Source organism: Vibrio sp. B181a, assembly GCF_030248375.1.
Classification (GTDB): domain Bacteria; phylum Pseudomonadota; class Gammaproteobacteria; order Enterobacterales; family Vibrionaceae; genus Vibrio; species Vibrio campbellii.
The window spans coordinates 81149-96310 of the sequence record NZ_JAHGAD010000036.1; the positions used below are offsets into that span (position 1 = coordinate 81149).

Consider the following 15162-nt stretch of genomic DNA (forward strand, 5'->3'; position numbering starts at 1 on the left):
TTTAATTACAAATTCTTTTGGTTCAATTCGGTTAAGCCTGAGCGGCTTGAGACAACTCTCTAAGTAGCGGAAATGCTTGCGTAACTTGTTCTCCCGTCACAACGAAGCCTATGAGTCGGTTGTTTTCATCTTCTGCCTTCGCGGCAATGCCGGTTTGAGAAATCCTTACACTCCAATTAACGACCGAACTCAAGTCGCCTGCCAGCTGAATTGGGTAGCTCGGTGTTTTCACCTTTATCATCAGTGGCGGTAGCTTCAACTCTGCTTCTTGTCCCAGTAATTGCTTACCCAACACATTAGCACTAAGCACGATAGGTTGGAGGTATGGCATCATCTGACCTTGGATCTCGGCACAATCACCCAACGCAAACACATTCGTTACTGATGTCTGTAATCGAGAGTCAACTACAATGGCTTTATTGACCTTAAGCCCACCAACCTCCGCTAACCAAGTGTTCGCCCGCAAACCTGCGGCCGATATCACTACATCAACTTCGACCTCTGTTCCCTCAGTCAATCTGACCACGAGCGAATGACCAGAGTGTTTCACTTCAGCAACACCGCTCTCCAACGCAAGTTGGATACCTTGCTGCTTGAGTTGGTTTTCAAGGGGCATTGCGACGAAATCAGGAATCAAATTCGCGAGCAAACGAGGGTTTGGCTCAACGACCGTAACGGCTTTGCCACTGCTTGAGAGATCCATGGCGATCTCGACACCGATTAAGCCACCACCAATCACTAAAACCCGCTTCGCGCGACTAATTTTCTCTTCAGCCGACTGGTATTCTTGCCGTGAGTTTAGAGTTATCACCTCTGACGCAGCACTACCCAGCATTGGTGGCACATAGGGTTTCGCTCCTGTCGCGAACACCAGTTTTGAATAAGGATAAACTTGACCGTCGGCAATCACGTGCTGAGCTTGTTCATCAACATGATCAATCATGGTATGGGTGAAAAGCTCGATGTTGTGTTCCTCTGCAAACGCCTCGCCACTTTTAACCACTAAGTCTTGAGCAGTTTTCTTATTACTAAATACATGACTCAAATCGGGCTTGTTGTATTCCGCGCCATCATCAGCAGTAAACACTTGCAGTGGAATATTTGCGTCCATTCGACGCACTGTTTTAACCAACTGGTAGGCCGCAAAACCGCTACCAATAATCACAATAGGTGCTTGCATGCTTCCCCCTAGCCGTTGTATTCGACGAAAACGTCTTTGCCTAAGTGACACTCTGGGCACAAGAAGTAATCCGGCACTTCAGACCAAGCCGTACCCGGTTCAACACCTTGGTTATGTTCGCCTTTGGCTGGGTCGTACACCCAATTACAAACGGTACAGACCATGCATTGGCAATCTACCGGATGCGCTTGGGAACTAGGGTTACTAGGAGCAAATTCTGCTTCGACTTGTTCTACCAATGGTTCAAAAGATGGAGTCTCAGCTGACGTAGGTGAGCTAACAGCCGCAGTCGTAAAAGAGCTTGTCAGATCATGCTTCGTCCACAATTTAGCGATGTTCTGCCCATGCTCACGGCACTCACGCATCGCTTTGCCATCTGGTCGCCATTTGGTTTTCAAACTCACCGCAGTTTCAAATCCTGCGTCGGTTAATCGCGCATGGATGCGATCCACTGCACCGCCATTCCAACCGTAACTACCAAATGCCGCGGCTTTCTTTTCTTTGAAACGTAGACCTGTGATTTCTTCTAGCATGCCTGCAATCTTGGGCATCATCACGTTATTCATGGTAGACGAACCAACCAAGATGCCTTTTGAGCGGAACACATTGGCTAGGATTTCATTCTTATCTTGCTTAGACACATTGAAAACTTTGACGGCCACGCCAGGATCAACATCATGAATACCCTGCGCAATGGCATCAGCCATCATTCGAGTGTTGTTTGACATAGAGTCGTAGAAAATCGTAATGCGGTCTTCTTGATAGTTGTCTGCCCACGCTAAGTATTGCTCGATGATTTGAACGGGATTATCACGCCATACAATACCGTGTGAAGTTGCAATCATGTCGACAGGCAAGTTGAAGCTTAACACTTCTTTGATTTTGGCTGTTACCAAGCTGCTAAATGGCGTTAGGATATTTGAGTAGTAACGCAAACACTGTTCCATCAGCTCATTTTGATCCACTTCATCATTGAACAAGCGTTCATCGCAGTAGTGCTGACCAAACGCATCGTTACTGAATAGCACTGCATCGCCCGTTAGGTATGTCATCATGCTGTCCGGCCAATGCAGCATTGGCGCTTCGACAAATACCAATTGCTTGCCATTACCAATATCGATACTGTCGCCCGTTTTTACGGTTTTGAAGTTCCACTCAGGGTGATGGTGGTGCCCAACGATGGAGTCAATCGCCGCTTCTGTACAGTAAATTGGCGTGTTCGGAATCTTCTCCATCAATGCCGACAATGCGCCTGAGTGATCTTCTTCTGCATGGTTTATCACGATGAAATCTATGGATTTAAGGTCGATTTCCATTGCCAAGTTTTGAATGAATTGTTGACTGAAGCGATGATCAACCGTATCGATAAGTACGGTTTTCTCTTCACGAATTAGATAACTGTTGTAGCTGGTACCTTTTGTCATTTTGTATTCTGTACCGTGAAAGTCCTGAACTTCCCAATCTCGCTGACCTACCCAATGAAGGTTGTTTTTTACGTGAATTGTCATATTTACTACCTTGAATGACGAAATAAATAATAAGAACTACTTCCTATATTGCACTGGCCGTGCCAACTATTTATTTCATTAAATTTCAATAAGTTAATATAAAATCAATACTATGAAGTGTCATTTGGACACAGTTGTAAATTGTCATTAAGACACTACAATAGTCATATTGACACAATCGGTATTGGTTATGACTTCTTTAATCGCGCAATGGCTACACATCACACAAGACCTAAACTCGGCACTCACTCAACAAGCTCGTTTCGATACGTTATTAACCACGATTCGAGAAGTATTAAAGTGTGACTCTTCCGCGCTTCTTTTGTATGAAGATCTTCACTTCAAGCCGCTAGCGATTAATGGTTTGGCAAAAGAAGTGCTTGGACGCCGCTTCTCCATTGAGCAACACCCACGTTTAGAAGCGATTGCCCGTGCTGGCGACATCGTGCGTTTTCCTTCCGATAGTGACTTACCTGACCCCTACGACGGCTTGATCCCAAACCGCGATGACAAACTGCATGTCCATTCATGTATTGGTTTACCTTTGCTGATCGACGATCAACTGATTGGTGCAATAACGATTGATGCCTTCGACCCCAATCAATTTGATGGACTGCGTAACCAAGAATTGCGTTTTGTTAGTGCATTGGCAGCGGGTGGCTTACATACCGCCCTACTCTTAGAGCAATTAGAGACACAAGCAAGCTTGCCACGAGAGTCTTACACTGAGAAACGCACACTAAACAACGAGATCATTGGCAGCTCACAAGGCATGGAAAATCTTCAAGAGCAGATTGATGCGGTCGCCGATACGGAGTTATCCGTGCTGATTACGGGCGAGACAGGTGTGGGTAAAGAGTTAGTTGCTAATGCTATTCATCATCGCTCCAGTCGCTCTGGTAATACTTTGGTCTATCTCAACTGTGCGGCGTTGCCGGAATCGGTCGCTGAGAGTGAACTGTTTGGACACATCAAAGGCGCGTTTACAGGCGCAATCAGTAACCGCAAGGGTAAGTTTGAACAAGCCGATGGTGGCACACTGTTTTTAGATGAAGTTGGCGAACTGTCGTTAGAGCTGCAAGCTAAGTTACTTCGAGCCCTACAATACGGCGACATACAACGAGTGGGTGACGACCGTCATATCCGAGTTAACACGCGCATTGTTGCCGCTACTAACCGTATTTTGCATGAAGAAGTTACCGCAGGTCGTTTCCGTGCAGACTTATATCATCGCTTGAGCGTCTTTCCGCTTCATGTTCCACCTCTTCGTGAGCGTGAAGATGATGTGGTGCTACTGGCTGGCTTCTTTGCCGAGCGCTTGAGAAGCAAACTTGGGTTGAACAGCGTTCGTTTATCACCAACTCTCGTTCAAGCACTCAAAGACTATTCATGGCCGGGCAACGTGCGAGAGCTTGAACATGTCATTAAACGTGCAGGGGTTTTGGCAAAAGCGCGTACCCACGCCATGGACATTGAGTTGGTTGAGCAAGATTTTGACATCCGAACGCCGAACCAGAACATCAAGAACCTTGAGGAAAAGGGACAAAGTTCTGAGCTTGAGCTACCAGAAGGTGGATTGAAACCAGCCACAGACGCCTTCCAAAAAGCAATGATTGTTCGAACACTGGAAGAGAACCAAGGCAACTGGGCAGCAACGGCACGTCAGCTTGAGCTCGATAACGGTAATTTACACCGATTAGCGAAACGTCTCGGAATTAAATAAAGATTGAGGAAAGCCTACAGGATGATCGAATTGCACAAGAAAATCGATTCCGCTTATGTCAAAATGCGCCATCTCAATCGACAAGTCATAACGTAATGAATTATCAAGCTGCTATTTTCGATATGGATGGACTGCTCCTCGATACGGAGCGAGTGTGCATGCGCATTTTCCAAGAAGCGTGTGAGGCACAAAGCCTCCCATTCTACAAAGACGTTTACCTTTCAATCATTGGTCGCAACGCGGCGGGCATTGAGGTCATTTTCCGCAAAGCTTACGGTGATGATTTAGATCGCCTTCATCACGAATGGCGCACTCGCTACGATGCGGTTGTAAAGCATCAAGCCATTCCAGTAAAAGAAGGCGTGGTAGAACTGCTTGAGTGGCTAAAACAGCAAGGTTTACCCATTGCCGTTGCGACTTCTACTGCGAAAGAAGTAGCGAGAAAAAAGTTGGAGCTGGCGGGTCTGAGCAAGTATTTCGACAACTTAACCACGGGCTGTGAGGTCTCACACGGAAAGCCAGATCCAGAGATCTATCTGCTTGCAGCAAGTCGACTAAACGTTGACCCAACCAAATGTCTTGCCTTTGAAGATTCCAATAATGGCGTACGCTCTGCGGTAGCAGCTAACATGGTCACTTTCCAAATCCCAGACCTTGTTGAACCTTGCGCAGAAGTGCGTAATTTTGGCCATGCGATCGTTCCTTCACTGCATGACGCATTATTCGAGCTTAAAAAAGCGTAGCCCGTTTTCGCTCATCTAAGTTCAGAACAACGAAAAACGCACTCTCCATTGAGAGTGCGTTTTGCTTTTAGCCCACTAGCATCTCTGACGAATCAAGAGATTGTGAATCCACCGTCGTCTTCTTTTGCCAACGGTCGATCACAAGCGTCGCGACTAAATCCCCCTCCACATTAACGGCAGTGCGGAAGGTATCTAGCGGTCTTTCTATCACCAATAAAATCGCAATCGCTTCCAGTGGAATACCCGCGGCTAACAGCACTAACTGCATACCCGACATAGAGCCAGAAGGCATGCCCGGAGCACCGACAGAAGAGACCATAGCCATGATAAAAATCATCACCAATCCAGTCGTGCTCAAATCCACACCGAACAGTTGCGCCAAGAAAATCGCAGCAACACCCTCAAATAGCGCAGTCCCGTCCATGTTCATTACAGAACCGAGTGGCAACACCATACTGCTGACTTCTGGTGAGACATCTAAATTGTCTTCCGCACTTTGCTTTGCAAGAGGCAGAGCAGCTGCACTAGAGGAAGTCGCGAACGCCATGGCTAACGGTGCTGAAATCGCTTTAAACAACGTAATCGGCGAAATCCCCGTCATAACCTTAGCAATCGTCGGTAATACGACTAGCCCATGCACCATCGTAAGCAAAAACACCAGCAGCGCAAACAGCGCAAGTTGCTGAATCAGATTGCCACTCGAGGTCAACGTGATATCAAGCACGATCGCGAAAATAGCAATCGGAGACAGTTTAACGATGCCACGAATCATGGTGTTGATGCTTTTGTTTAACCCCGAAATCACGGCTAATAAAGGGTGACCTGATGGCACCGAAAGCAAAATCGCAACGCCTACCATAAAGGAGAAAACGACGATCGCCAGTAAGTTACCATTCGCCAATGCAGCAAACGGATTGACCATTGCCATCTTGACGAGATTGGTCAATATCGCTGCCCCACCAGCCCCTTGTTCATCAATCAAACGAACATCACTGCCAACAGGAATAGTCTGACTGAGCGGCTCCCATGCTGGCAATGCCAAAGAAGCACCAAGCCCCAAGCTGATGGCTATTAGAGTCGTGAAGCTGTAGAAAAGCAGTGTTCGCCCACCCAATGCTTTAAGGCGTAAGGTTGAACCGATATTGGTAATACCCTCGACAAGGGAGAACAGTACCATCAAGCCCACCACCATTTTGAGTAAACCTAGGTAGACCGTTTTACTCAACATCAAAATTTGGTAGTAATCACTCGACAGCAATAGCGATTTATCTGCAAAACCATGTTCGACGAGAAGAAGGATAGCTTGAGCCCCACTCCAAGCAAGCAAAGCAGAAATAAGAAGTTGAACAGGTAAAGAGAGTTGCAAATGACGCATAAAAAACACCTAGCGCCACAAATCGTTATGATTTGGGCGCTCGATAATAGTGAAAAGACAGAAACGAATAATACTGACTGGGATTAAGACCAAGAGCCTTTGTAATAAGGGTTCAATAAACCTTTTACGCGTTTAAGCACAACCAACGCTGATACTCGGAACCAGCCAAAAATGACACGTTGATGCAGTCTAAAAATGGTGTCGTATAAACGACGAACATAGCGTCCGCGTAACACGACTTTGTCATTCATCAACGCGCCAACCGCGTAGTCATGCCCCAGAGCTACCACCATGCCACCATCTTTGAATACAAACGGCTTTAGCTCTTTGCCTTTCACCAAGCGCTTAAACTGCTTCGCCAAATGCGCCGCTGCTTGGTTGGCTGCTTGTGCTCGTGGTGGTACAACACGCCCATCCTCTTGTGGACATTCAGCACTGTCACCGATGACAAAAACGCTCTCATCAAGAGTGGTTTGCAACGTTGGCAACACTTTAAGTTGGTTAATACGGTTGCTTTCCAGACCATCGAGATTCGCTAGCCAATCTGGGCATCGAATACCTGCTGCCCAAATTTGTAGATCAGCAGGAATGACCTCATTTTCTGTTACAATGCGATCCGCTTCTGCACGCTTAACCCTTGCGTTTAAGCGGACGTTAACGCCCTGCTTTTGAAGTTTCTTGAGTACTTTTTCAGACATGCAATCGGCGCTTGCGGGCAATACGCGGTCTGCGGCTTCAATAAGCGTAATAGAAAGCTGAGTATCATTTTGATAGCGGTTTAATTGCTTGCTCACTTTAGCCCACTCAGCAGCCAACTCAACACCAGTCGCACCAGCTCCCACAATAGATACACGGTGAGCACCACCGTTCGCCAGCATCTGTTTCATCTGCTCCCATGCTTTTTCTGCTTGAGAGGCAGAATCTAAGAACAAACAATGATCGCTCACACCCGGAATTTTGAAATCATTACTGATCGCACCAACTGCAATCACAAGGTAATCGTATTTCAATGTTTGTTCTGGTGAGAACTCAGCGCTTACGGTAATCGTTTTGTTTGCTCGATCTAATCCTGACATACGCGCTTGAACATACTGGTAGCCGTGGCAAGCAGCATGAAGGCGAAACGCCACCGAATCGAGCTCATTGTCAAACGTGCCCGCCGCAATTTCATGCAGTCTTGGTTTCCATAAGTGATGAGAAGATGGTTCAACCAAAGTGACGGTGTGGCCAGATTTACCCGCAAAACTGCTCGCTAAACGCGTGACCATTTCTAGGCCTGCAGCACCACCACCGACAACAACAAAATTCGACATACTCCCCTCCCGGAAACCATTCATCGAAAGATAAAAATCATAAACGCAGTAAATACGTTTGGAATGGCGAGCATTATATTGAGTTGAAAATAAATGATAATAAGCAGAAAAAGAAAATAACTATTACAGAAACGTAAAAATAAAAACTAAGCGTCTGAGCCGAATGAAAAAAACAAAAAAGCCACCACTTTTCAGTGGTGGCTTTGACTCATCGATGTTGTTCTATCTGAATTAACGAGGATCAAGTCCTAGCTTTTGTAGCACCAGTTTGAAGTTATCACGGCGCTCTTCCACGTTATGAACGTCACCAGTCGAACACGTCAAATCAGGACAACCACGGTTAACGATACCTGAAACGTCATCAATAAATTGAGAGCCTTGTAGACCGCTATCAACGTACTTCTTCAGCTCGTTGTAGTAGTTCCAGTCTGCGTATTGGCCGCCTTCATCGTTATACGCCTGCACTGATGTTACCCAGTAGAATAGACCAGCAATCCATTTGATCTCTCTGTTTTCTTCCGAGCTACAAATCAGACCAGGGTTCGAACAGAAGTCCAACTCCGCGTATAGCGGATTCTCTGGTGGCGCTTCAACCGTTACGCCATCAATCGTCTTACCGATCGTCGATGGATCAACATGAGAACGACCTAGGTAGTGGTTAAGCGTACCGAAGTTCTGACGACCTGTGGTTTGGATAACACCACGGCCCCACCAGCCACAACCCTCAACACTTTCTTGGCTGCTGCCGTCCCAAACAAATTTACCCGCTTTTTGGCCCACGTAAGTTCTACACTCGTCACGCTCCCATACTTGCTTAGACGTATCGACGCTTTCAGGTACTTCGTTACAGTGACCGTTGTTCGTCCAACGACCAGCAGCACCATTTACCAGTAGACCACGCTCTTCAAGCACAGCATCCGGAGCAGCAAATACTGGAGCTGGTGCACCGTACCATTTCGCATGCGTCAGCGCGCTTACTTCCATCTTGTTATCACGTGGACACGAGTACGCGTGATCCAGACCAGACACTGGGTTTACACCATAATCTGCGTATTTCTGACCAAGTTGACCACAGCTTGCCGTCATTGGGTAATCCGTTGGCGCGCCATATTTCACTTCTGACCAGTTGTTTTCATCACAAGCGTTGTAACGAATAGTCTCTTGCATACTTTGTGCAAGGAATGCAGCAATCGCGACTTTCGCGTATTTGATGTTAGTAGCGTCATCGACTTCATCATCCATCAGCCAGAACTTGTTACCCGCCACACCAATGTTGTGCATCGCGTTCAAGCCATCTAGGAAGTCATTCCACTTGTAAACCGTTGACGGAACCCACTGAGATTGCGGCGTTTCGTATAGGAAGGCTTCGTTATCCATCACGCTTTCAGCGTTGGCTAACTCTTGGTTTAGCGCCTCAATACGAGTCAATGAACCTTTCTCTAGCTCTTCACCCACGTAGTACAGTGGTACTTTCGCCGTTTGGTACAGTTCAATCTTGCTGGTTAATGCTTGAGAGTCTTGATCAAACATCAATGCAAACACGTTACTGTAAGCCGCTTTGCGAATTTGCTGCTCGCTTTGCGTATTGCCCATGAAGTAGTTCGCCGCTTGCGCAGTCGACATGTTTGCCAGCATTGCAGGTGCTTCAACGTAATCTGTTACCTGTTTTACGTATTCAAGTGCGTTGTGCCACTGCTCGCTAGTTAGCGCAGCCGTCTCGCTCGATTTAGTGAAGGCAACAAAGTCCGCTTTATTTGCAGAATCCGCTTTGTATAGTTCGAAGCTATTAAGCAAATCAGCAGAGAAGACAGACGCTTCATCCCATACTGATTGACGACCAGAATGCGTATCGTAAGCGAATTCGCCAATGTTTAGTGACCAACCAAATGTCGCTTGAGGTGCAAGTGTGGTGAAGATCAAGTTGTGAGCCTGTGCCCAACCTTTTACATCATCACTCAGTGCGTTGATCGCGTCGATATCGATATTGCTGCCTGTAATATCGATAGCGTTTGTCAGCGCTTGCTTAACCGCTACCGTACCCAATGATGCGCCTTTATCTTGTGTTGCAAGATCCAGAACATCCGATTGAATAACGATAGAGGCTGAGCCTGCGTTCTCTGCCTGTTCTAGGACAGAAACAAATGCACGTGTTAGCTGTTCTACATCTACTAACGCATCAGCGCTGCTTGTCTCGATCGTCAATGTGCTTGGTGCTTGAGTTGATGGGCTCGCTACAACAAATGTATTTGGCCAACCAGCAACTTCAAGGCGAACTGGGTCCATTGGGTTGCGTAATGATAGCGCTGGTGCTGTACCCGGCTCTGTGCCATCACAGTTCAGGTGCAGTGCCCATGAGGCGTCGCTACCCGGAACAGTTTGCGTCCAGTGAACCGCTGAGTAAGCAATGTTCTTGTGAACCATAATGTCGCCACCAGTTGCGTGGTCACCACGAGTCCAATCTGGGTAAACATTGAAATCAGCACACAAGCCACCCGGAGGCGTTGGGGTATCAACTTCTTCCACTGTGATTTTTACACGTGCAGTCGCCGTCAGATTTTCAGCATCGGTCGCTACCGCTTCTAACGTCACATCCCCCACTTGAGATGCCGTCCAGTCACAAGAGTACTGGCTTTCCGTAGACGCGTTAAACTCACAAATTTGCTGGTTGTTTGCTTTCACAATAACACGAGACAAATCATCATCCGCATCCGTTGCACGAACAGAGATCGATACCAACTCGTCTTTTTCAAACTTAGAACCGTTTGCAGGAGAAGAGAAGCTCACTTCAGGACTAACAAAGCTTGGGGCAGCTTCTACTGTCACTGCGATGCTGTTCTGCTCAACCGTTTGGCCGTTTTGATCTAACACCACCACTTTTAGCGTTGCATTGCCAACTTCGCTTGGTGTCCAAGATTGCGAGTAAGAGTTTTGAGTAGCTGTGATACTACGCTGGCCTAGCTTGCGATCGTTTGCCCAAAATTCCAGGGTCGAGATCAACTCACCATCAACGCGTGCAGTAATTGTCGTCGCTTGTTCAACAGTCAGTTTTTGACCTTGTGTTGGTGCAACAAACGTCAGTTCATGTACTTCAGGCTCCAGTGGCGGCTCAACTTGCTTTTCTTTAACTGTGATACTTACAGCCTGCTCTTGTGTTAGACCAGAAGTGTCTTCCACTACTGCTTTAATCGTGTGTGCACCCACGCCAACTGATGTCCAGCTAGCTTGGAAAGGCGCCTGTGTTGCACGAGCAACTTGAACGTTATCGACAAAGAAAGTCACCGCTTTAACACTGGTATTGGTCACGGTTACGTTTGCTAACATCGCAACCGCTTGGCCTTCTTCAAACTCCGCACCGCTTACTGGTGACGTTAACTGAAGCGAAATATCCGGCTCACCCACTTCACCATCATCAGCAATCAAACGGATAGTGTTTTGCAGCAGAGCAAGATCCAATACGCCACTCACACCCAGTGTTAGTTCGATGCTTTCACCAGCTGGAAGTTGTGACTTAACCCAACTACCGCTATCAAAGGAAAGGGTAAGAGTGTTTTCGAATAGGCTCCCTTTCGCATTGCTCGTAAATGCCATGCCTGGGTAGCTAACGCTTGTAGCAGCCCAAGAAGGCGCAGACATAGTTAGATTTGAATCAAACAAAACCTTGGCATCACGCAACTCAATTGATTGAGAACCATCGTTTGTCAGGGTTACTTTGTACGTGTTCCACCATTGGCTTTCAGAGCCAACAACAGCAGCATCGGTTACGACTCCAGCTTGTGCTGCGGGAAGTCCCATTCCGATCGCGAGCGCTAGAACGCTCGGCATGAAATTTAGCATATTCTTATTCATAATTAATGACTTATACAATCTACAGTAGGAAGGTAAATCATTATAAGCAGGAACTTTTTTCGCGGCGCAGCTGATGGATGTAACAAAACGTAACAGGATTTTTGGAGGAAAAATCGTCAATAATTAAGCAGTCTTAGACGTCAAATTGATGACAAATCATTCAGTGACAATATGGACAATTTAAACTGGGACTCTAGTTCAAATTATATAAATGACATCAAGCAATTGATGAATTTATTTATTCGTGTCGATAAATAACTTTTGTTTGCATAATTGTTAATTTTGTGAATTAAGAGAAATTTGCGTTACAAGTTAAAAAGCACAGAAACATTTAGTTACAACTTGTCGAGATTCCAGCCAAAACCGTTGTAACTCCTCTGTTGATTGATGTAAGAACACCGAAAGATAAGATTACTGAAACTTGTTAATTTGATTACATAAAATAAGCCCAATGAATGATCAAATAGTGAAAATCATAAGTATAACTTTGCAACAAAACGTCAATATAGGGTTCAAAGCACGGTTTCAAACAGAATATTCGATGATAATGAGATGCATTGGATCGGTTTGAATCCAAGTCAGCCCAAAAATACAATATGGAGAGTGTTATATGTCTTTACGTTTAGTAGTAGCAACCTTTGCACTAGTTGGAATGAGCTTTGGCGCACAAGCCAACGCGGAGTGTGAAGTGTCCATCGATGCTAACGATATGATGCAGTTTTCGACCAAGACACTGAGCGTGCCAGCGACGTGTAAAGAAGTGAAACTGACGCTGAACCACACTGGTAAGATGCCGGCACAGTCAATGGGTCACAACGTTGTGATTACAGATACGGCTAACCTTCAAGCGGTGGGTACAGACGGGATGTCTGCGGGCCTTGATAACAACTACGTGAAACCAAACGACGACCGCGTTTATGCCTTCACTAAAGTAGTGGGCGGCGGTGAAAGCACTTCTATCACCTTCAGCACAGAGAAAATGACTCCGGGAGGCGACTACTCGTTCTTATGTTCTTTCCCTGGTCACTGGGCAATCATGCAAGGTAAATTCGAGTTCAAGTAAACACATCTACATCTAGATGACCCAATTTGAGATTGGGACACACAGATGTCTTATTTGAACCTAAAGAAAAGGGAAGCATTTCGCTTCCCTTTTTGGTGCTGTTAACTTACTGCTTAGCATGCAAAGTGATCGTAATCTGAACGCTCTTCTCGCTCGCTGTATTCAAGCTTTACAACATCGTCAAACGGCATTGGGCGGTAGAAGTAAAAGCCTTGAATCAAATCAATACCTAATTCTGCCATAAACTCTAATTCGCTCTCTGTTTCAATACCCTCGGCAACGGTGACGGCTCCGGTAATTTTTACCAGCTTCGCGGTTAACCTAAACAGTTCGCGACCGTTTTTGTTGTTGAGGTTAAGTACTAACGAACGGTCTATTTTCACTTTATCGAAATCGTATTTTGACAGGTAACCAATAGACGAATAACCAGAACCAAAGTCATCCAACGCAATCTTCACCCCCGCAGCTCGCAGTGCGCTTAACACATAGTGAGTACGATGCTCATCCTGAATCAGCATGTCTTCGGTAATCTCAAACTCCACTTGAGAGCAAGAGAGAGCACTTTCATTAATCATCGTCAGTACCTTTTCAGTGAAGTCTGGTACCAAGCAAGTTTCTGGCGATAGGTTAATTGAAACCTTGAAGTTTGGTCGATTCGCCAAAGGCGCAGCTTCACGCAATGTCGTTTCGACTACCCATAAATCCAACTCACTCATTAAGCCGACTTTGGCAAAGTCCTCAAGAAACGTTGGTGGTGTGATCTCCCCTGTTTCAGAGCGATGACGAATCAGTACTTCAAGCGAACGAATCTCACCCGTACGAGCATTAACCTGTGGTTGATAGAACAACACAAACTCGCCATGCTTTTTCAAGTCACTGATGCGTTTTTGCGCCGCAAACTTATTCGTGATTTCAGGGAAAAATGCCCCCGCCACTTTGCCATTGTCTAATCCTTCATAATTGAAGAAATCATCAGAAACTGACTTTGCAAACAGCGTATCCGCATTACCAATTTTGTCCATTTGCTTAAAGAATGGGTAGTAAATTACCACACCAACCAAGATGATGATCAGTTGCAAAATCACGCCCGTCCACGTGTAACCTGTGCCAATGAAACCACTCGCTAATGGCGGTGTCATCCAACTGACGATCTCAGTAATCGGTGCGACCAGCCCCATCGCTGTCGCAACGTAAGCAATGACCAACCCTACAATAGGAGCAATGAGAAACGGCACAATCATGACGGGATTGAACATGATGGGTAAGCCATAAATGATTGGCTCGTTAATATTGAACAAGCTCAAAACCAATGCCGCTACCGCAAGCGCTTTATAACTGCGATTTTTGGTCAGAAAAAGCATACAAAGTACCAGTGAAATGGTATTCCCTGCGCCCCCCATCCCTGCATAAAAATCAAAGAAATTAGTGGTTAAAATTGGCAGTGGTGTACCAAGTGCTTCATGGTTTTCTATCGCAACGCGCGTCACTTCATAAAGCTCGGCTTTGTAAGGCGCAAAAATGATGTGGCCGTTGATGCCAATCGACCAAAATAGGTTACGCACAAATTCGTAGATCACGCCATCAAGCAGTGAGTTAGGATCCAGTTTTGGCAGTAGAAGATGCGCAACATCCGCAGCACAAAACGCTTGCCCAAGCGCATAGCCCAAAACCGTATAACCAACGACCAACACCACCGTCGCCACGATGAGGTTGTAGGATTGATCCACAACATTCGGCAAATCAGAGCGCATAAACCATTTTCGGTTTTGCATAAAACGCACAGACCAAGCGACGACGGTCGGAACAAGAATTGCCAATGGGTAGTTACTTGGAACGACCGTACCATCTTGCAATAAGCCCCATTCATTGCAGACGATAAAGTAAATCATCAACGATGGCGTTATGACGTTCACACGAGAGACTTTCAACAGTGAGGAAAGAAACTGAGAGAAGTACACCAACAGCAAAATTGGAAATAGCTTCCAGATAATGGCACTCGCTGTACCTACGGTGATACCAATCTGCTCGTAGCCAGCTATCACCAGTAAATTACTCAGCAATGTACTGAATGCAGAAATTAACGAAACTGGTAACAACATCACGAGGACGTTACATAAACCGTTAATGTATAAGTTGGAAGATATTAAAGTAAAAAGTCGATTGATATATCGATTGTTCATTTGGCTAAGTAAATCCATCAAAAAACGGCCTAGAAGCCGCTTAAGAAATTCGCCGCAATTAAATCCATGTAATTTGTTTCGTAATGAGGGAGAGTTTCGACAAGGACGTCGATGACGGTATCATTCGAGTAACAAAGCGTTGATCGTTCAACGTTGCGCATAGTCACTCAACAAAGGTAGCTACAGCCAACTTGTTGCTATTTAACAGAATGAAAGTGTGCCAGCCAAAAC

The 15162-nt window shown here is 45.9% G+C and carries 9 protein-coding genes; 3 read left to right on the top strand and 6 right to left on the bottom strand.

Translation table 11 applies throughout. From position 1 onward, the window contains the following. Nucleotides 1-31: 31 nt before the first annotated feature. Together norW and norV are read right to left on the bottom strand one after the other, a co-directional pair. Entirely contained in the window at nucleotides 32-1180 is a 1149-nt protein-coding gene (gene norW / locus KIO97_RS16330) for an NADH:flavorubredoxin reductase NorW (protein WP_285383446.1), read from the bottom strand. An 8-nt stretch (nucleotides 1181-1188) separates the two neighbouring features. Continuing rightward, nucleotides 1189-2688 carry an anaerobic nitric oxide reductase flavorubredoxin gene (norV, locus tag KIO97_RS16335; RefSeq protein ID WP_285383447.1) on the bottom strand — a complete coding sequence of 500 codons (1500 nt, stop codon included), beginning with the start codon at nucleotides 2686-2688 and terminating at the stop codon, nucleotides 1189-1191. Nucleotides 2689-2878: 190 nt separating this feature from the next. On the opposite strand from norV, the gene norR reads away from it, so the two are divergent. Then, a complete protein-coding gene (gene norR / locus KIO97_RS16340) occupies nucleotides 2879-4411 on the top strand; it encodes a nitric oxide reductase transcriptional regulator NorR (protein WP_045457373.1) in 1533 nt (510 codons plus the stop codon). A 95-nt stretch (nucleotides 4412-4506) separates the two neighbouring features. Then, a complete protein-coding gene (locus tag KIO97_RS16345; RefSeq protein ID WP_285383448.1) occupies nucleotides 4507-5154 on the top strand; it encodes an HAD family phosphatase in 648 nt (215 codons plus the stop codon). 67 nt (nucleotides 5155-5221) lie between these two features. On the opposite strand, the gene KIO97_RS16350 is transcribed toward KIO97_RS16345, so the two are convergent. From KIO97_RS16350 to KIO97_RS16360, 3 genes are all read right to left on the bottom strand, one after another. Beyond that, nucleotides 5222-6529, bottom strand: a complete 1308-nt coding sequence (locus KIO97_RS16350) for a dicarboxylate/amino acid:cation symporter (RefSeq protein WP_285383449.1) — start codon at nucleotides 6527-6529, stop codon at nucleotides 5222-5224. An 83-nt stretch (nucleotides 6530-6612) separates the two neighbouring features. Then, nucleotides 6613-7842, bottom strand: coding sequence for an NAD(P)/FAD-dependent oxidoreductase (locus KIO97_RS16355; RefSeq protein WP_005432099.1), 1230 nt, complete (start codon nucleotides 7840-7842; stop codon nucleotides 6613-6615). A gap of 231 nt (nucleotides 7843-8073) precedes the next feature. After that, nucleotides 8074-11688 (bottom strand): Ig-like domain-containing protein, encoded by a 3615-nt coding sequence (locus KIO97_RS16360; RefSeq protein WP_285383450.1) that lies wholly within the window; start codon nucleotides 11686-11688, stop codon nucleotides 8074-8076. Nucleotides 11689-12298: 610 nt separating this feature from the next. On the opposite strand from KIO97_RS16360, the gene azu reads away from it, so the two are divergent. Then, nucleotides 12299-12751 carry an azurin gene (gene azu / locus KIO97_RS16365; RefSeq protein ID WP_285383451.1) on the top strand — a complete coding sequence of 151 codons (453 nt, stop codon included), beginning with the start codon at nucleotides 12299-12301 and terminating at the stop codon, nucleotides 12749-12751. A 113-nt stretch (nucleotides 12752-12864) separates the two neighbouring features. On the opposite strand, the gene KIO97_RS16370 is transcribed toward azu, so the two are convergent. Beyond that, entirely contained in the window at nucleotides 12865-14931 is a 2067-nt protein-coding gene (locus KIO97_RS16370) for an EAL domain-containing protein (protein WP_043883488.1), read from the bottom strand. Between the last annotated feature and the right edge of the window lie 231 nt (nucleotides 14932-15162).

What these genes read in the sequence shown, in the direction of transcription:
- KIO97_RS16370 (WP_043883488.1), bottom strand. Translation starts at nt 14,931, where the DNA reads ATGAACAATCGATATATCAATCGACTTTTTACTTTAATATCTTCCAAC.
- KIO97_RS16355 (WP_005432099.1), bottom strand. Translation starts at nt 7,842, where the DNA reads ATGTCGAATTTTGTTGTTGTCGGTGGTGGTGCTGCAGGCCTAGAAATG.
- norV (WP_285383447.1), bottom strand. Translation starts at nt 2,688, where the DNA reads ATGACAATTCACGTAAAAAACAACCTTCATTGGGTAGGTCAGCGAGAT.
- norR (WP_045457373.1), top strand. Translation starts at nt 2,879, where the DNA reads ATGACTTCTTTAATCGCGCAATGGCTACACATCACACAAGACCTAAAC.
- KIO97_RS16360 (WP_285383450.1), bottom strand. Translation starts at nt 11,688, where the DNA reads ATGAATAAGAATATGCTAAATTTCATGCCGAGCGTTCTAGCGCTCGCG.
- KIO97_RS16350 (WP_285383449.1), bottom strand. Translation starts at nt 6,529, where the DNA reads ATGCGTCATTTGCAACTCTCTTTACCTGTTCAACTTCTTATTTCTGCT.
- azu (WP_285383451.1), top strand. Translation starts at nt 12,299, where the DNA reads ATGTCTTTACGTTTAGTAGTAGCAACCTTTGCACTAGTTGGAATGAGC.
- norW (WP_285383446.1), bottom strand. Translation starts at nt 1,180, where the DNA reads ATGCAAGCACCTATTGTGATTATTGGTAGCGGTTTTGCGGCCTACCAG.
- KIO97_RS16345 (WP_285383448.1), top strand. Translation starts at nt 4,507, where the DNA reads ATGAATTATCAAGCTGCTATTTTCGATATGGATGGACTGCTCCTCGAT.